Source organism: Aeromonas sp. s8 (assembly GCF_040907785.1).
Classification (GTDB): Bacteria; Pseudomonadota; Gammaproteobacteria; order Enterobacterales; family Aeromonadaceae; genus Aeromonas; species Aeromonas veronii.
On record NZ_JBFOCL010000001.1, the window covers coordinates 37,519 to 55,327 of the forward strand.

16 protein-coding genes and 1 pseudogene are annotated in these 17,809 nt (G+C 61.0%); 7 read left to right on the forward strand and 10 right to left on the reverse strand.

The features are described 5' to 3' along the window. Positions 1–28: 28 nt before the first annotated feature. Positions 29–706, forward strand: a complete 678-nt coding sequence (gene ung / locus AB5Y86_RS00200; RefSeq protein ID WP_005353881.1) for a uracil-DNA glycosylase — start codon at positions 29–31, stop codon at positions 704–706. A gap of 70 nt (positions 707–776) precedes the next feature. Further along, entirely contained in the window at positions 777–1,328 is a 552-nt protein-coding gene (locus tag AB5Y86_RS00205; RefSeq protein WP_005362195.1) for a hemerythrin domain-containing protein, read from the forward strand. Positions 1,329–1,428: 100 nt separating this feature from the next. On the opposite strand, the gene ygjK is transcribed toward AB5Y86_RS00205, so the two are convergent. The 4 genes from ygjK to AB5Y86_RS00225 all read right to left on the reverse strand — a co-directional run bounded on the left by ygjK (position 1,429) and on the right by AB5Y86_RS00225 (position 6,906). Next, complete coding sequence (ygjK, locus tag AB5Y86_RS00210; RefSeq protein ID WP_368191680.1) at positions 1,429–3,909, reverse strand: alpha-glucosidase; 2,481 nt, start codon at positions 3,907–3,909, stop codon at positions 1,429–1,431. Positions 3,910–4,104: 195 nt separating this feature from the next. Continuing rightward, positions 4,105–4,905 carry a helix-turn-helix transcriptional regulator gene (locus AB5Y86_RS00215; RefSeq protein ID WP_368191682.1) on the reverse strand — a complete coding sequence of 267 codons (801 nt, stop codon included), beginning with the start codon at positions 4,903–4,905 and terminating at the stop codon, positions 4,105–4,107. An 11-nt stretch (positions 4,906–4,916) separates the two neighbouring features. Continuing rightward, a complete protein-coding gene (locus AB5Y86_RS00220) occupies positions 4,917–5,453 on the reverse strand; it encodes a YbhB/YbcL family Raf kinase inhibitor-like protein (RefSeq protein WP_368191684.1) in 537 nt (178 codons plus the stop codon). A 196-nt stretch (positions 5,454–5,649) separates the two neighbouring features. Beyond that, positions 5,650–6,906 (reverse strand): adenylosuccinate synthetase, encoded by a 1,257-nt coding sequence (locus AB5Y86_RS00225; protein ID WP_005347796.1) that lies wholly within the window; start codon positions 6,904–6,906, stop codon positions 5,650–5,652. 170 nt (positions 6,907–7,076) lie between these two features. Here AB5Y86_RS00225 and AB5Y86_RS00230 point away from each other — a divergent pair, with 170 nt between their 5' ends. Continuing rightward, the gene (locus AB5Y86_RS00230; RefSeq protein ID WP_019445686.1) at positions 7,077–7,991 is read left to right on the forward strand and encodes a LysR family transcriptional regulator; all 915 of its coding nucleotides are present in this window, start codon (positions 7,077–7,079) and stop codon (positions 7,989–7,991) included. Positions 7,992–8,094: 103 nt separating this feature from the next. Here the strand turns inward: AB5Y86_RS00230 and AB5Y86_RS00235 are convergent, their stop codons facing one another. Then, positions 8,095–9,519 (reverse strand): TAXI family TRAP transporter solute-binding subunit, encoded by a 1,425-nt coding sequence (locus AB5Y86_RS00235; protein WP_368191686.1) that lies wholly within the window; start codon positions 9,517–9,519, stop codon positions 8,095–8,097. A gap of 81 nt (positions 9,520–9,600) precedes the next feature. After that, on the reverse strand, positions 9,601–10,743 hold the full coding sequence (locus AB5Y86_RS00240; RefSeq protein WP_224969634.1) for a MalY/PatB family protein: 1,143 nt from the start codon (positions 10,741–10,743) through the stop codon (positions 9,601–9,603). A 182-nt stretch (positions 10,744–10,925) separates the two neighbouring features. Here AB5Y86_RS00240 and AB5Y86_RS00245 point away from each other — a divergent pair, with 182 nt between their 5' ends. Further along, positions 10,926–12,098, forward strand: a complete 1,173-nt coding sequence (locus AB5Y86_RS00245; RefSeq protein WP_368191689.1) for an MFS transporter — start codon at positions 10,926–10,928, stop codon at positions 12,096–12,098. 14 nt (positions 12,099–12,112) lie between these two features. Here the strand turns inward: AB5Y86_RS00245 and AB5Y86_RS00250 are convergent, their stop codons facing one another. Further along, positions 12,113–13,027 (reverse strand): LysR family transcriptional regulator, encoded by a 915-nt coding sequence (locus AB5Y86_RS00250; RefSeq protein WP_139410724.1) that lies wholly within the window; start codon positions 13,025–13,027, stop codon positions 12,113–12,115. 127 nt (positions 13,028–13,154) lie between these two features. Then, positions 13,155–13,910, reverse strand: a complete 756-nt coding sequence (locus AB5Y86_RS00255; protein WP_005334909.1) for a YciK family oxidoreductase — start codon at positions 13,908–13,910, stop codon at positions 13,155–13,157. Positions 13,911–14,132: 222 nt separating this feature from the next. On the opposite strand from AB5Y86_RS00255, the gene sohB reads away from it, so the two are divergent. Both sohB and AB5Y86_RS00265 read left to right on the forward strand, forming a co-directional pair. Beyond that, on the forward strand, positions 14,133–15,140 hold the full coding sequence (gene sohB / locus AB5Y86_RS00260) for a protease SohB (RefSeq protein ID WP_040098535.1): 1,008 nt from the start codon (positions 14,133–14,135) through the stop codon (positions 15,138–15,140). Positions 15,141–15,320: 180 nt separating this feature from the next. Further along, a pseudogene (locus tag AB5Y86_RS00265) lies at positions 15,321–16,543 on the forward strand (MFS transporter). Positions 16,544–16,579: 36 nt separating this feature from the next. On the opposite strand, the gene AB5Y86_RS00270 reads toward AB5Y86_RS00265, so the two are convergent. Continuing rightward, positions 16,580–16,933, reverse strand: a complete 354-nt coding sequence (locus AB5Y86_RS00270; RefSeq protein ID WP_043822380.1) for a DsrE/DsrF/TusD sulfur relay family protein — start codon at positions 16,931–16,933, stop codon at positions 16,580–16,582. 158 nt (positions 16,934–17,091) lie between these two features. Between AB5Y86_RS00270 and AB5Y86_RS00275 the strand changes: the two genes are divergently transcribed. After that, positions 17,092–17,484 carry a DUF1090 domain-containing protein gene (locus tag AB5Y86_RS00275; RefSeq protein WP_368191691.1) on the forward strand — a complete coding sequence of 131 codons (393 nt, stop codon included), beginning with the start codon at positions 17,092–17,094 and terminating at the stop codon, positions 17,482–17,484. Between the two features lie 75 nt (positions 17,485–17,559). Here the strand turns inward: AB5Y86_RS00275 and AB5Y86_RS00280 are convergent, their stop codons facing one another. Next, positions 17,560–17,808, reverse strand: a complete 249-nt coding sequence (locus AB5Y86_RS00280) for a YfhL family 4Fe-4S dicluster ferredoxin (RefSeq protein WP_005334896.1) — start codon at positions 17,806–17,808, stop codon at positions 17,560–17,562. Position 17,809: the final 1 nt, after the last annotated feature.

Consider the following 17,809-nt stretch of genomic DNA (forward strand, 5'->3'; position numbering starts at 1 on the left):
CTTCGCCGTATCAAGTGAGGAGGCCGGGGTGCTGACCTGGAGTGATGTGATTGGCTCTGAGAAAGAGCAGGACTATTTCAAGAGTACGCTGGCAACCGTCAGAGCCGAGCGGGAAGCGGGCAAGGTGATCTACCCGCCAGCCACCGATGTGTTCAATGCCTTCAAGCTGACCGAGCTGGATCAGGTCAAGGTGGTGATCCTGGGCCAGGACCCCTACCACGGCCCCAATCAGGCGCACGGGCTCTGCTTCTCCGTTCTGCCCGGCGTGCGTACGCCCCCCTCACTGGTCAACATCTATAAAGAGATGCAGCGTGACCTGCCAGGTTTCGTCACACCCAATCACGGCTTTCTCGAATCCTGGGCCAAACAGGGGGTCCTGCTGCTCAACACTGTGCTGACGGTGCAGGCCGGTCAGGCCCATTCCCACGCCCATCTGGGATGGGAGACCTTTACCGATCGGGTCATCGAGCAGATCAATGCCAGTTGTCAGGGTGTGGTGTTCCTGCTGTGGGGGGCCCACGCCCAGAAGAAGGGACGTTTCATCGACCGCCAGCGCCACTATGTGCTGACCGCGCCGCACCCGAGCCCACTCTCTGCCCACCGCGGTTTCATCGGTTGCGGTCACTTTAGCGAGACCAATCGCTTGCTGGAACAACAGGGCAAGAGTCCGATAGAGTGGAAATCTGTCTGCATCCCACTTGATTGAGTGCAAAGTTCGGGCGACAAATGACCGTATACTCAGGGACATAAGATTAATTCAGAGCCAAGGAGTGCCCATGTTATCCAGTCTGCACAAGGACCATCTCAACATCGCCCGACTTTTGGAGCTGCTCAAGCACAAGCTGGCAGCCATCCGTGCCGAAGAGCCCATCAGCTATTTTTTGGTGCGCGATGTCATCGACTACCTGCGGGAGGTCTCTGACAAGTACCACCATCCCAAGGAAGACCTCATCTATGACTACTACCTGAAATATCGGGTGGTGGAAGGGGAGGTCGCCAACCGCCTGCAGGAGGAGCACGTCAAGCTGCTGGAGGCCGGGGCCGATCTCAAGGAGATGGTGGAGATGATCCTGATGGATGCGGTGATTCCGCTCGACCAGTTCACCACCAAGCTGGAACGCTTCGTGGAGTTGCAAGAGGCGCACATGAACTACGAAGAGGGGGTGATCTTCCCCCATCTGCGTGACTCCCTGACCGAGGATGACTGGCGTCATCTGGAGCAAAACTGGCAAAACCGCGCCATTGGCGACCCCCTGTTCGGGGCTGAGGTGAGCCAGCACTTCCAGGCACTGGCCAAACGCCTCTCTTTGCCGCTCACGAACGGCTAAGACGAGCCCGCACCCGCAGCGCGGCGGGTATTGTGTGAGTGCAACTTGAGTGAAAACAGAAAGGCCTCCATCCGGAGGCCTTTTGCATGGTGGAGCAAGCTTACGCCTGTGGTTTCAGGAAGTTGCGATAGAGCATATAGAGGTGGGCCGAGCTCCAGCTGAAGTTGCTGGCTCCCTGCATGGCGCCGGTCTCCGGATTGTAGTTTTCGCGGATGGGGCCGCTGCCCGCCAAGCCCTCAGCGTTGTTGAACAGTTTGTTGACCAGAGCCTCGGCATCGCTGCGGTAGCCGTAGTTCTCCAGCCCCTTCACCCCGAAGTAGAACTGATCGAGCCATACCCGGCCTCGCCAGTAGATATTGGGGTCGTAGGCCGGGTTGGTCAGCGCGGCTGTGCCCAGCGGGATCCTGGTGTTGAACTCCTGGGCGTTGAGCATGACCTCGCGCACCCGTGCCGCTTTCTCCTTGTCGGCGACCTCTGCCCAGAGCGGGCTCCACCCTTCCGGGCCACGGCCGCGGGCGGTCAGCAATTTGCCGACGCAGCCGTTGCCGTCAGCCACATCCCCCTGAGCAATCTGACGATCGTAATAGAAGCCTGATGCCTCATCGAACATGCAGCTGTTGATGTAACCAGCCAGCTGGGTCGCGCCATCGCGGTAGCGGCTCGCGTCGTCCGGCTTGCCAAGCAGGTCGGCCATGTCGGCCAGAATGCGTTTCTCCTTGGCGAGGAAGGCGTTGAGCTCCACCGACTCCTGATCGATGGAGAAACCGATCAAATCGCCATTGTCCTGATGGTTTTCAAAGAAGGCGACGTTCCAGTCCTGACGTGCCTTGGCCAAATCTCCGCCATAGGTCTTGTCGGCATAGCGTTGCAGCTGGCCCGGTTCGATAAAGCCGAAGCGGGCGGCGTTGTCCATGCCGGACTCCCAACCGGCGCCGTGCTGGGCACCGATATCCATGTCGCTGTACCCGCCCACGTTCAACACCTGTTGATAGAGCGGCATTCCGGCGCAGGCATACCAGCCATCCCCCTCACTGGTACAGCTTGAGAGATCCAGCCCGGCGGGAATACCGTTGGAGTACTGCACCTTGAAGGTGATATTGCCGTACTCGTCGTTGTGCTCCACATGCTTGGTGGCGCCATATTCGATGATGCCGTTGCGGTTGTTGTCCCGCGCGCGGTACCACCAGTCGTGGTAGGCCTGCAGCTTGGGATACATCTCGGCGATAAAGGCCTTGTCCTTGGTGGCGCTGTAGATCTCCCAGATGGCCCAGGCGGAGAGGGGCGGCTTGGTGTCGCGCTCGTTCCAGTTGCCGCCATCGCCACCGCGATCCGCCAGCTTGTTGTAGAAGACGGCGTCGATCACCATGCCCGCATCTTGCGGTCGCACCGGGTCATCCGGCTGCACCTGATAGTCATACATGGCGCGCACGTTGTTCTTGGCCACCTCAGGGTTGAAGTGTGCCATGGCATAGGCGTGCTTCCAGCTGTCCCAAGCCCAGACGCCGTCGAACCAGCGGGCGGTATTGGAGGGGGTCACCCCGTCGTGGAGGATGGCGCCAGCCGGGGAGCGCCAGTTGCCATTGAGGGTCTCCATCGCCTTGACGGCGATGCGACGCTCAGACTCGGGGATCCCCTGATTGGAGAGACCGTTGGCAAGGTAGCCCTCCCAGCGGCGGATGGAGTCGGCAAAATAGCTGGCCGGGTTGGCCAGCAGGGCTTGACGGCTCTGCTGATGGCGGCTGGCGTCATCTGCGGAGTGGAGATAGCTCTGCAGGGTGTAGATATCCTCGCTCCCCTTGGCGGCCAGGGTAATGCTGGCGTCACTTTGGTAGCCCAGTGTCTTCTGGTCGAGGGTGGTGCGGCTTGGCAGGGTGCGGTCGATGCGATAGCGGGCGCTGCCGCTCTGCATGATGTTCCAGGTGCTGCGCAGTTTGCCGAACTGGAATTCGATTCCTTTGTCGCTCTCGCTGATGGTGCGAGTCCAGCCTGGATATTTGCTGGCAATCGTATCCTTGGCATCCCATTGATTGAGCAACTCGCCCTGCCAGTTGAGGTTGAGGGTGAGCGGTGCATCGGTCTGATTGATGAGTCGGGTGCGGATAAGAGCGGTGCGGGCATCGCCATAACGCAGCTCCAGCTCCAGCGTAAAGGGCTCGAACTCGAAGCGTTGCACCAGTGCACCGGGAATGGCGTACACCTCCTGCTTGCGGGCGCTGGTGAGCGGGAACGGGCGGCCGCTCGCATCGCTGAGGGTAAGCTTGTCCAGCTCGCTGGCAAAGAAGAGGCTGTACTCCTCGGAGATGACCATGGGGCCGGTAAAGCCCCCCCACTCCTTGTCGTTGGCAGGCAGCAGGAAACCGTGCCATGCCCCCAGATCGAGCAGCGGGTTGTATTTGAGGTTGGAGTAGCTGTCAAAGTCGCGGAATTGGGTCGGTGTTCCCCGACGGTCGATCACGTCCTTGTACTGGATGGCCTGCTCCGGTTTGGCGACTGTACTGCTCTCTGTCTGGTTATCGTTGCAGGCAGTCAGTCCGAACAGGGCGGTGCCTAGGGCTACCGAGAGTAAAGTTTTACGAAACATTGCTCGCTCCAATTCCGTTTATGTAGGTTAAAAGGAAGATTTTTTACGCTTATTTTTAGTGAAAAGGTGTTCGATAGCCATTGTATGGCAAGGGAAAAGGGAGCGTTGGCGCGAGATCACACTCTGAAGAGGTGGCAATGTGAGCGGGATCACCGGGTTACATCAGGTTACATAGAACTGGCTTTAAGTAATATTTTACTTTTCATTGCTCGCCAATCTGGCAGGGCAGGTGTGCAGGTATTGGTGGGGCGTCAGGCCAAACTCCTGTTTGAAGCGGGCGGCAAAGCGACTGGGGGAGTCATAACTGCAGGCGAGGGCGACCTCCAGCGGGGTTAGGCCCTGTTGCAACAGGTTGAGGGCGTGGCTCATGCGTACCTGAGCCAGCAACTGGCGAAAGCTGCGACCTTCGGCGGCCAGCTTGCGCACCATGGAGGCGCGGCTCATGGAGAAGTGGGGGGCCACCGCCTCCAGGGTGTGGTCGATGCCGGGTTCCACCGCCAGGTAGCGTGCCAACCGCTCTGCGAGGGTCATGGTGCTGGCGGGAAAGAGCAACCCGAGGGCGTTGGCGGCCCGCAGCTCGGCATAGAAGCCGTGCAGCAGTTCGGCCTGGGTCGCCTCGCTCAGTCCCCGTTCGGCCATGGTGCTGATGAGCTCAAAGCAGAAGGCGAGCCCGGGGGTGACCTTGACGGCGGGTTCCTCTAGATCGGCGTGGGAAGGGGCTGACTCGGCCAGCCACTCCGGCGGTGGTGGGGTCAGCAGCGTGATGGCGTGGGAGCGAAACTTGCCCTGATCAGGTTGATTGACGAAGGTGAGCTGGTGGCCTGCCGGGATCAGCAGCCACCGCTCCCTGTCAAACGACAGACGCCGCTCGCGCCACCATAGTTGCTTGCTCCCCTGGGTGACCCAGATGAGGGTCGGGGCATAGATGAGCACCCGATGCAGGGGCTGCTGGCGGATCCCGAGATAGTGGCTCTGTTGCAGCAGGGGAGTGCTCATCCGGTTGGCTCCTAGGGGGTGACGAAGGTGGCGGTCAGGGTGGCTTTGCCGAGCGCCATGCTGTTGAGCATGTAGCCTACCATAGCCGGCGGGGTATCAGCCTTTACCTCGAGATCATGGGGCAGGGCCCAGGCGGTGAACTGATAGCGGTGCATGCCGTGACCAGCGGGCGGGCAGGGGCCGCCATAACCCTGGCTGCCAAAGTCGGTGCGGATCTCCAATCCCTGCTTGAGCTTGCCTGAGGCATTGCTGGCCAGCTCGCTCTGGGTGGCAGGCAGGTTAACCACCAGCCAGTGCCACCAACCGCTGCCGGTAGGGGCATCGGGGTCATAGGCGGTGATGGCAACGCTTTTGGTGCCAGCCGGCAGATCCTGCCAGCTCAGCTGGGGCGAGTGGTTGTCGCCGCTGCAGCCAAAGCCGTTGAAGCTGAACTGTTTGTCCATCAACTGGCCTTCGTGAATATCCGTGCTCTTCAGGGTCATGGCAAAGGCTGGCATGGCCGTCAGGCAGAGCAGTAGCAACAGGGCACTCTGTTTTAGCAATTTCATCGGGTGACTCCTCGTGTGGTAACGGGTTCACTTTAGCGAGAGCAGGGCAGAATAATATTGCAGAACGGCTCAATGTTAGCTCGGTTGGTGAGTTAATTGAGCCTTTTGGTGGTTTTATGGCAAGAAGGTAAACGGCAGCCATAAAAAAACCGGCATCAGGGATGCCGGTTTTTTGTTTGACGATGAGAAATGCGGCTTAGCGCAGGATCATCTCGTCACGGCCCGGGCCGACGGAAACCATCGGAACCGGTACGCCGAGCAGCTCTTCGATACGCAGCACGTACTGCTGGGCAGCGCGCGGCAGCTCTTCGAAGGTGCGGCAGCCGGTGATGTCTTCGCTCCAGCTTTCCATCTGCTCGTAAACCGGCTTCAAGGCTGCGGTTTGCGGCCAAATCGGGTTCTCGGTGTGGGCACCTTCGTAGGCCACGCAGATCTTCAGATCCGGCAGACCGGTCAGGCAGTCCAGCTTGGTCAGGGCCACTTCGGTGGCGGCTTGCAGCTCGACACCGTTCTTGGTGGCGACGGCGTCGAAGTAACCGACATCACGGGGACGGCCAGTGGTAGCGCCGAACTCGTTGGTGATCTTGCGGAATTCGTCCTGGTTCTCCATGGCGGTCAACAGGGTGCCGGTACCGACAGAGGAGCTGAATGCCTTGGCCACAGCGATGACGCGCTCCGGGCGCAGACCCGGCAGACCGCCACCGATACCGGCGTAGGCGCCAGATACGTGGGAGGAGGTCACCCAGGGGTATTCGCCGTAGATCAGGTCACGGCCAGCGCCCAGCTGTGCTTCGAACAGCAGGGTCTTGCCTTCAGCCTGCAGCGCTTTGAGCGGCATGCTGACGTTGCACACTGCGTCGATCCAGGGTGCAGAGACTTCCAGCAGCCAGTCGGCCATCTCCTGGGCAGTCTGGGTGAATTCGAAGGAGGGGTAGATAGCCTTCATCTGCGGCAGTTTCCAGTCCAGCATGAACTGGATGCGCTCGACCAGCACGTCCGGCTGTTTCAGCCAGCCAACCAGGATCGCTTTCTTCATCACGCGATCGCCGTAGGCAGGGGCGATGCCCTGACGGGTGGAGCCATAGGCGCCGTCACCCAGACGTTGCTCTTCCAGGGTATCTTCCAGTGCGTGCAGCGGCAGGCAGAGAGTTGCGCGGTCAGAGATGGCCAGCTTCGGAGTCACGCCGGAGGCTTTGACTTCCTCGAGCTCGACGGTCAGTTTCTCGGGGCTGATCACCATGCCCGGGCCGAGGACAACCAGGCAATCCGGGTTGAATACGCCACTCGGAACCTGGTGCAGCTTGAAGGTGCCAAGGTCGTTGACCACGGTGTGGCCAGCGTTGTTGCCGCCCTGGAAGCGAATGCTGGCGCCAGCTTGACCTGCCAGATAATCCACGATGCGGCCTTTGCCTTCATCACCCCAGTTAGCACCTACGACTACGATAGACGACATGACTCTTTCTCCTAAGACGTTAGGCGTCCATCCTAGGAGCCTGATGCGGATTAGAAAAATTAATTATCTTTATAATTCCGATAAGATAACCATATAATTATGGCCAATTAAGCGGCAAACCGTCCGATTTTGCCTGGCAAGCCCCGCACATTGCGGGTTGAGGGACTCTTATGCTGGATATTCACTGGTTGCAAACCTTTGTCACCCTGGCCCGATTGCAACATTTTGGCCAGACAGCCACCGAGCTGCACATGACCCAGCCCAATGTCAGCCTGCATATCAAGCGGCTGGAGCAGGCGACCCGGGTGCGGCTGATCGAGCGCAGCCCGTTTCGCCTGACGCAGGCGGGGGAGCGGCTGCTGCAAAGCGCCGAGCGCACCATTGCCGAGTTGCAGCTCTGCCAGTCCGATCTCAATGCCCTCAACCAGCTGAGTCAGGGGACGCTGGCCATCGCCGCCAGCGACATCATCTCCCGCCTGCTGCTGATCCAGCCGTTCCAGCGCTTCAAGCGGGAGTTTCCCGGCATCGACCTCACTCTGTTCAACACCACTTCGGATCAGGCGGCCGAGCTGGTCAAGGCGGGCAAGGCGGATCTGGGTTTTGTCATGGCGCAAAAGCGCAGCGAGCCGCTCTTCTATACCGAGCTGCAACAGGTGACCTGGTGCGCCCTGGGCCACGGCCTTGCCCGCTGGCAGGCGCGGGCGGTGGCGGGAGAGAGCGATCCCCTCGACGAGCCGACCTTGATCCTGCTCGGTCACGACACCCGCACCCGGGCGCTGATCGACCCGTCCCTGCCGCTGCTGGCCTTGCCCCCCTGCCGCATCATGGAGGTAGGCAGCGTCGACGCCCAGCTCGATTGGGCCGAGGCGGGCTTTGGTGTCGCCATCGTGCCGGACTTCTCCCTGCATCCGCGCCTCAACCTCACCGCGCCGGTCACCAGCCTCGGCGACTTTCCTGGTACCAGTCTGGGCTACGTGGTGCGCCAGAATCAGGTGTTGTCGCGGGCCATCAAGCAGTTGCTGCACTGGGTTGAGGAGGAGATCCAGAAGCCCAACCCCTATCTGACTAGGGGGATGGAGCCTTAGCGGACGGCAAGGTGAGCTGGTCAATCGACTTCGCCACTATCGAGCGCATATCAACAATCAGGGCAGCCGAAGCTGCCCTGATGCATTTGTGGGAGCTGACCATTCAGGGTTGCAGCTGTGTGGCTGCGCTGGTGGCAGGGGAGGTCAGTGTATCGGTTTTATCCTGCGGTGGGGTTTCGCCACTCACCGCGCTGCTGGCCGGCTGGGTTGCCTGCTCTTGCGGCGAAGTGGCCGCAGAGACGCTTTGTGGCAACTGAGTCGAAACGGCAGCCGATGGTGCTGGCGCCGTTGACGCTGCGGCCGAAGGGGCCACGCTCTCACCCTCGGTGGTCGGTGTAGCAGTGAGTTCGGGGGTGACCTCAAGTGCCTCTTCGGGCAAGGGATTAACCTCTGTGGCTTCTGTCGTCACTGCTGCACTGCTGGTGGCGGTCGCGTCGGAGGGCGCCTCAATGGGCGTTGTCGTCCCGTCGGCGGCACTCACCTGCTCTGCCGTGGGTGCCGCCTCCGAGGCCGATGGCGCTGGTGTTAACGGCTCCGGCGTCAGCTGTTCCGCGGTTAACTGCTCGGGGGTCAGTGGCAAGGGAGTTGGCGGTTGATCCGACATCCCCGCATGGAGGGGCAGCTCGGTTTGCGCCTGCAACTGCTCGGGGGTCACCTTGCTCAGGGCAGGATGCAGCCGACTGAACTGTTTGACCCGGGCCAGCAGGGTATCGCGTACGGTACGGACGATGGGGTCCGGCAGGCTGGCCAGCGCCACCAGTTCGGCACTCATCCCGATATTGTTGATGGCGGTGGTCTGCCCCGGATAGAGGTTGGCGGCGATACGGCTGCGCTGGTAGTAGGGGTGTTGCTTGAGCAGCCTGTCGATCTGCTCCCCTTCGATGGGGATGAGGCGCACCTTGCAGCGGCTGATCAGATCGCCGACCGCCAGACTGGGGTGACCGGCTACCACAAAAGCGGCATCCAGCGAGCCATCGCACAGCCCTTCCAGCGGTTCGCTGTCCGACTTGAGCTTATAGGCAGCAAACTGCCCGAGTTGCCATCCCATGGCTGTCATCAGGGCCTGGCTGGTGATCTGCTCACCGGCGCCGTTGTTGCCCGGATAGACCCGTTTCCCTTCGATATCTGCCAGGGTGGTGATGCCGCTATTGGGTGCGGCCAGCAGGGTCAATGACTCCTGATAGAGGCGAAACAGGCTGCGCAGCTCATTGTTGGCCCCCTGCCCACTGAAGGGACCGGTGCCGTGCAGGGCGTGGTGCAACACATCGGATTGCACCAGTGCCAGCTGTACGTCCCCCTTGTCGAGAGCCTTGAGGTTGGCCATCGAGCCACGGGTGCTCTGCACGGTGCAGCTGTCCCCATGCAGGGCATGGCCAGCATTGAGCACCCGGCAGATGGCGCCACCGGTCGGGTAGTAGACCCCGTTGAGCGGGCCCGTTCCGATAGTCAGCGCCTGGCTGCCAAAGGGGAGCAGCGCAGAGAGTGCACAGAGGGGGAGCAGAAGGTGATGCAAGATCCGTAGAGACATAATTGACCGTTGACTGAGTTGACCGCTGGCTGATGATATCGGGAAAAAGGGATGGGGCTTGCCCATCCCGTTGCTGGCTGATCAGGGCTTGTTGTTGAGGATTGCCCGCTCCATCCGCGCCAGCGCGTCGGTCAGCCGTGCCCTGGTGCAGCCGAAGTTGAGCCGCACGAACTGACCGTCGCCAAACTGGGCGCCGGGGGAGAGACCAACGCCGGCCTGCTCGAAGAAGGCGATGGGATCGGCAAGGCCAAGTGCGCTCACATCGATCCAGGCCAGATACGTCGCCTGATGGTTGGCCAGCTTGACGCCGGGCCAGCGGGCAACCGCCTGCTGGATCAGGGCCAGATTGGCCGCCAGATAGTCGAGTTGCTCGGTCAGCCACTGTTCGCCACCCTCATAGGCCGCTTCGGCGGCGACAAAGCCCAGCAGGTTGACGTCGGCGCTGATGCCGCGCATCGCCTGTTGCAGCCTGAAGCGCAGACGGGCGTTGGGGATAATGGCGAAGGAGCAACAGAGACCAGCGATATTGAAGGTCTTGCTCGGGGCCATCATCACCGCGCAGCGCTCGGCCGCTTGTGCACTGATGGCGCCGTAGGGAATGTGGCGGGCATTCTTATCCAGCAGCAGATCGCAGTGGATTTCATCGGAGCAGATCACCAGATTGTGGCGCGCGGCGATGGCATCGATGGCCAGCAGCTCGTCACGGGTGAAGATGGTGCCGCCCGGGTTGTGGGGATTGCAGAGCAGCAGCAGATCTGCGGCGGGAGCCTGACGCTCCAGCTCTTCAAGATCCAGCACCCAGCGACCGGCTTCTTCAATCATCGGCACGGTAAGCAGGGGACGATCATTGAAGCCCGGCGCCTGCAGGAAGGGGTAGTAGACCGGCTTGGGGGTGATGATGCCGCGGCCATGCTGGCTCCACGCCTTGCAGGCAAGGTTGAGCCCCGGCACCACGCCCGGCAGGAACACCAGCCATTCGGGCTCGATGGCCCAGCCATAGCGGGTCGCCATCCGTTCGATAATGAGTTCGATCAGGCGCGGCGAGGGGCGTGAATAGCCGAAAATGCCGTGGGCGACCCGTTTGGTCAACGCCTCTATCACGGACGGGGGGGAGACAAAGTCGGTATCGGCAACCCACATGGGCAGCACATCCTGACCCTTGTACTTGTCCCATTTCAGGCTCATGGTGCCACTGCGGTCTACTTCCTGATCAAAATCAAACATGCGAACTCCTTGTGCTGGCAGGATGGGCTTTCACTCTACGGGGTCGCGGCCTCCCTCGCAAGGCGCACACCCGCTTATGCCATCCTTGAGCCCGCTCTTGATAGTGACATAAGATAGGCGCCGAATTTTCATACGGCTGCCGCCCGTTAGCCCGTATCGTCCTTCCAATCAGTGGTAACCCTATGAGCTTGTCGATAGCGGCGGTCAAACGCCCGGATCCCGTCTCTCTTTCATTTCTTGCCGTGACTTTTATGACCGGCGTTGCGGTGGCATTGCAGGTGCCTACCTTAAGTCTGTTTCTGGCCGAGGAGGTGCAGGTGCGCCCCTTTCTGGTCGGGCTCTTCTATACCATCAATGCGGTGGTGGGCATTCTGGTCAGCCAGTGGCTTGGCCACCGCTCCGATAACAAGGGGGATCGCAAGCGACTGATCCTGCGCTGCTGCTTTGCCGGGGTGGCGCTCTCCTTGCTGTTTGCCTGGAACCGCAACTACTGGCTGCTGGCGAGTCTGGGGGTGATGCTGGCGGCGCTGGCGGCCACAGCCAGCCCCCAGTTGTTTGCGCTGGCGCGGGAGTATTCCGACAGCCGCAACCGGCGGGCGGATATGTTCAGCTCGGTGATGCGGGCTCAGTTTTCGCTGGCCTGGGTCATAGGCCCGCCCATCGCCTTCGCGCTGGCCATCGGCTACGGTTTCGAGTTGATGTACCTGGCCTCGGCACTGGCCTACCTGCTCTGCGCTCTGGTGGTGTGGCGCTGGCTCCCCTCTCTCCCTTTGCCCAAGATGGTTGAAGAGACAGAGCGGGTCAGCAGCTGGCGGGATCCGGCGGTGCGGGCGCTCTTTATCGCCTCCACCCTGATGTGGACCTGCAACAGCATGTACCTCATCAATATGCCGCTCTACATCACCCGCGAGCTCGGGATGGATGAGAAGCTTGCCGGTATCCTGATGGGCACGGCGGCGGCGCTGGAGATCCCCTTCATGCTGCTGGCGGGTTATTACACTGCCCGTTTTGGCAAGCGCCCCATGATGTTGCTGGCGGTGCTCGCTGGCGCGGCCTTTTACACAGGTCTGGTGACCCTCACCGATCAATACGCCCTGATCGCCTTGCAGCTGTTCAACGCCATCTTCATTGGTATCGTGGCGGGGATCGGCATGTCTTATTTTCAGGATCTGATGCCGGGGCGGGCCGGGGTAGCGACCACCCTGTTTGCCAACAGCATCCGCACCGGCTCCATCATGGCGGGGGCCATCGCCGGTGTGGTGGCGGAGGTGTGGAGTTTCCACGGGGTCTTTATGGTGGCGTTGGGATTGGCACTGGTAGCACTGGCCGCCAGCTGGCGGGTGCCCAACGTCTGACTGGGGACTGGCTGTTATTTGTCGTGCTGGGGCTGGGCGTGCGGGAGCGGCGCTGATTCGCCCTGATATTCGTTGCGCAGGCAGCGCAGCAGCAGCTCGGTCGCGGGGCCGAGAGATTCGGGGGAGAGGGTCAGCAGATAGGTGTAGAGGTGGCGCTCGTTGCCGCTTTCCAGATCCAGCTGTATGAGTGACCCTTCCGCCAGCTCCCGCTCTACCAGATGGCGCGGCAGCCAGGCATAGCCGAGGCCGAGGCGCAGCATGGCGAGCACTTCGTGGTAGTGGGTCGCCTTCCAGCCGGTGTCATCCGCATCGTTCCAGTCCACCGAGCGGTGAATGGGGGGATGCAGGCTGATCTGGTTGTGGCCGGTCAGCACATCGCTGCGGATGGCCCCCTCCTCTTGCGCCAGCGGATGGCTGGCGGCGCAGAGGGGCAGCAGGCACACCTCGTCCAGCAGCAGACCGGTGCGATCGCCGGGCAGGTGCTCGGAGAGCATCAGGTCCCCCGGTTGCAGGGCGTTGAAGTGGCAGTGAATGCGTTCGTGCAGGTTGACCCGGCAACCCCGGCTGCGGGGATAGAAGCTGGCCAAGGCCCGATAGAGGCGATCCCTTGGCTGCAGCGCCGAAACATAGAGGTTGATCTGCGGCTCCCATTGCCGCTCCAGGTTGTTGGCCAGATTTTCCAGCTCTTCCACCTGTTGGCTCAGCTGACGGGCCCGCTTGAGGAAGATCTCGCCCGCCGGGGTCAGCACCGCCTTGCGGCCGCGCACCTCCAGCAAGGGCACCCCCAGACTCTGCTGCAACTTTGCAACCGCATGATTGAGGGAGGACTGGCTCTTGTTCAGCGCCTCGGCCGCCTGGGCGTAGCCGCCGCAGTCGACCACCGCCTGAAAGATCCGCCATTGCTCAAACGTGCTCTTGGGACGAAACATAGTTCAACCTGATTGGAGATAGGATGGTCAGTGGTTCGAACAGGGAGCCTGTGCCCCCTATTCAATTTAACCCCTGCCGCACAACACTCTGGGTATTTTATTGATTTATTTGGACTGAGCCGCCTGTTTATTTTGGCTGAGCCACAAAGGTCTGGCCGGTTTTGCCGCGGCTGTCCGACCCCATCAGGTAGAGGTAGAGCGGCATCAGGTCGGCCGGAGTCTTGAGGTTCATGGGATCTTCCGCCGGGAAGGCGCTGGCGCGCATCTTGGTACGGGTACCGCCCGGGTTTAGGGTATTGACCCGCACACCTGTGTTCTCAAGCTCGTCGGCCAGCACTTCCATCATCCCCTCGATGGCAAATTTGGAGATGGCATAGGTGCCCCAGTAGGCGCGCCCCTTGCGCCCCACGCTGGAGGAGGTGTAGACGATAGATGCATCGCCCTGCGCCTTGGCAGTCTGGCGCAGCAGCGGTAGCAGCGCCTGGGTCAGCAGGAATTCCGATTTGACGTTGACCTGCATCACCTCGTCCCACTCCTTCTCCTGAATGTGTTCAAACGGAGAGAGGGTGCCAAGCAGACCGGCGTTGAACAGCACGCCATCGAGACGGCCAAACTGCTGGGCGAAGGTTTCTGCCATGCCGCGGTAGTGGGCGGCGGTGGCCCCTTTCAGATCCACCGGCACGATGGCGGGCAGCGGATAACCGGCCGCTTCAATCTGGTCATACACGGCTTCGAGTTTGGCGCTGGTGCGGCCGAGCAGGATCACGGTTGCACCGTGAGCGGCGTAGGTGAGGGCGGCTTCGCGGCCGATCCCGTCGCCGGCACCTGTGACCAGAATGACTTTATCCTTGAGCAGATCGCGGGGTGCCTGATAATCGAGCATGACAACTCCTGTTAACAAATTCCGGCCATAAGTGCATGGCAATCGGCGCCAAGTGTACTGATCCGCGCGCCTGTTTGACCAGCCAGCGGCAAGAAAAATGTGAAGAAAATAGAGAGGTTGTGATGCTCGGGTTGGTTTTTCCGGGCACTGGCTGCGATTTTTTGCGCGCCTCCATCAAACTCCCTAGAATGTGACGAAAACCGATCCATTCTGGAGTCCATCGTGACATTTCTGACCGAATATGGCCTGTTTTTGGCCAAGACAGTGACCTTCCTGCTGGCCATCGGCGCCATCATCCTGATGATCGTCAGCACTCGCCAGCCGAAAGCGCGCAAGGGGGAGCTGGTGGTGACCGATCTCTCGAGCGAGCTGGAGCAGGGGCAGTTTGCCCTCAAGAGCGCGCTTGCCAGCAAGGCCGAGCGCAAGGTGATGGAAAAGCAGCAAAAAGAGGAGCAGAAAAAGCGCGCCAAGGCCGGTGATGAGCGCAGTCGCCTGTTCGTGCTCGATTTCAACGGCAGCATGGATGCCAAAGAGGTGGCCTCCCTGCGCGAAGAGGTGAGCGCGGTGATTGGCGTCGCCCAGCCCGGCGACGAGGTGCTGCTGCGGCTTGAATCCGGTGGCGGCGTGGTGCATGGCTATGGCTTGGCCGCTTCCCAGCTGCAGCGGCTGCGCGATCGTGACATCAAGCTCACCGTGGCCATCGACAAGGTGGCGGCGAGCGGCGGCTACATGATGGCCTGCGTGGCCGATAAGATCCTGGCTGCCCCCTTTGCCATCGTCGGCTCCATCGGGGTGATAGCCCAGATGCCGAACTTCAACAAGCTGCTGAAAAAGCACGACATCGAATTCGAGATGCACACCGCCGGTCAATACAAGCGCACCATCACCATGTTCGGCGAGAACGACGATCTGGGGCGCGAGAAGTTTCGCGAGGAGTTGGCGGCGATCCATGAGCGCTTCAAGCAGTTTGTTGCCGAACACCGCCCGCAACTCGATATCGATCAGGTCACGACCGGCGAGCACTGGCTGGCAAGTCAGGCAAAGGGGCTGGGGTTGGTGGATACCCTCTGCACCAGCGATGACTATTTGCTGGCGCAGGCCAGCCACCACAAGGTGATCGGTATCAGCTATCGCAAGCCAAAAAGCCTGACCCAGAAGCTGGGGCAGCAGGGCGCGCAGGCGCTGGAAGCCGGACTTGGGCGGCTGTGGCAGCAGAGCCCCTGGCGCTAGCCGGAGGGAAATCCCGTGATAAAAAGGCCAGCCGATGCCCATCGGCTGGCCTTTTTGCATCCGGTTGCACCTTGCTGGTGAGCAAAGGTTGTTTCTATTGAGGCCCTCTGTTACAACTGAATGCTTTCCCCGTTTATGACAGGATCTTGTGGTAAGAGCTGCGGGGCATGGAGCATAGCGATGTCATGGAGCACCTTCAGGCAATTTACCCCGCTGGTCTGGATCGTCATTCTGGGCACCTTCATGGTGCGTACCAGCTACTACATGGTGTGGCCCTTCCTCTCCATTCTGCTCTATCGGGAGTATGACCTTTCGGCCACCTTCATCGGCCTGTTGCTGGGTGGCTCGATGGCCCTCTCTACCCTGGTCAGTTTTTACGGCGGCTGGCTCTCTGATCGCTTCGGGCGGCGCAGCATACTGCTGGCCGGTTGTCTGGTGGCGATGATCTGTTTCGGCCTGCTCGGTTTTTCGCACGAGGTGTTCTGGCTCGGGGTCGGGGTGATGGGCAGCGGCCTCTCGTCGGGGCTCATCGATGCGCCCGGCAAGGCGCTGATGGCTGACAGTCTGGCCTCGCCAAGGCGCGGGAGTTGGCACTGCACCTGCGCTATTTTCTGCTCAACCTGGGGGCGGCGTTGGGGCCTCTGCTCGGGGTGACCCTCGGGATCAACGCCCAGCAGGAGACCTTTCTGTTTCTGGTGGTGAGCTATCTGCTGCTGGCGCTGGCCTTTGGCCGGGGATTTCGCCGGGCTGGCAGCACAGGCAAGCCGGGTGCTGTTGGCCCCGGACTGCGGGATGCCATCAAGGTGTTGCTGGCGGATCGCGCCTTCCTGTTGCTGGTGATGGCCAATCTCCTGATGGTGCTGGTCTACTCCCAGTTTCACTCGCCGCTGGTGCAGTACCTGACCCGGGCCGGTATGCCGCAGGTGGCCGAGCTGGTTGCTCTGCTAGTGGCGACCAATGCCCTGACCGTGGTGCTGCTGCAGTTTCCGCTGCTGCGGTTGTTGTCACGCTGGCCGGTGCGGGTTCGGCTTCATATCGGCATGGCGCTCTTTCTGGCGGCCCAGCTGCTCTTCGCGCTGGGGGACCCGATGGTGCGCAGCCACTGGTTTGGCGCCGTGCTGCTGCTCAGCATCGGCGAGACCATCCTCTTCCCCCTGCTCAACGTGCTGATCGACCAGATGGCTCCTACCCACCTCAAGGGGAGCTACTTTGGTGCCAGCGCACTGGCCGGGTTGGGAGGGGCTGCCGGCGCCCTGCTGGGAGGCTGGATCCTCGAGCAGTGGAGCGGGCAGTTGCTCTATGTGCTGATGGCGCTGCTTTGTGTGGCGATTTTTGCGCTTTATGAAGCTGGCGCCCGACATCATGGTCGGCGAAGTGCCCGGCAGGAGTCGGTGATAGGCTAACCGGGCTGACTTCGCCGCTGGCCAGCCCCTTATCGTTCAGAAGGTCAGCACCTTGTCGGCCGCCAGGGTCCATTGGGCCAGCATCGGCAGGGTGCCGACCTCAATGCCCTCGATCAGCGGCAGGGCGGTGATGCCACGGGCATCGGTGCAGGTCTTGCACAGGCGAATGGTGACGCCTTGTGCCAGCAGGATCTCCAGCATCTGGCGCAGGTTGTACCCTTCGGCCGGAGCCTGACCGGCCAGTGCTGCACTCACCGCATCTGACATCAGGAACAGCTTCAGGCTGGCACCACCCTGTTCGTTGAGGGCGATAGCGAGACGCAGGGCGTTGAACAGGGATTCGCTGCCATAGGGGGCACCGTTGGCAATGACCACAATTTGTTGACTCATAACAGACTCCCGATTGGAAAGAGCGCCATTGTAGAACCAACAGGGTGGCAATTGCGTGATGTTGCACAACTTCTGTCGCACCTTTTTCCCGCTTGCTTGACCCTGCTGCCGATCGAGGTTTTTATGGTCAGCTCGCAAACAAGACCGGATGAATCGAGATGTGGAAAGTATTGGGAGCCGGCTTGCTGCTGTTGGCGGGTCAGGCCTTTGGCAGTGAGGCGGTCGGTTGCAAGGCTCGTCTGCAGGCCGTCAACGACCAGCTGGTGTTTGCCAAAGCACACAATAACGCCGGGCAGATTGCCGGGCTGGAACAGGCCGCGCGCAATATCAAGGCCCACTGTACCGATGAAGGTCTGCTTAAGGAGCAGAAAGAGCGGGTTAACAAACTGCGTGGCGAGGTGGACGAGCGCCTGCTCGAGCTGCAGGAGGCGAGAGTCAGTGGCAAACCGGAGAAGATTGCCAAGCGGCAGGCCAGGCTGGAGGAGTCCCAGACCCTGATGCTGGAGGCCCAGCGGGAGCTGGACAAGCTGAGTCGATTGATCGGCAAGTGATGGCCAGCCGCTGAACGCAGGATCAAAAAAGGCCGATTATTCGGCCTTTTTTTCGTTTTACGGTCTGTGCTTCAGCTACTGCCTGTGCATCCGCACAAACTTCTCCATCAGCTGATCTTCGGTCTCCACATGAGCGGGATCCCAGATGATGCAGTCGATAGGGCAGACACTGATGCAGGTCGGCTTCTCATAGTGACCGACGCACTCGGTGCAGCGACTGGGGTCGATCTCGTAGATCTCCTCACCCAGGCTGATGGCCTGGTTGGGGCACTCGGGATCGCACATGTCACAGTTGATGCACTTGTCGGTGATGAGCAGCGCCATT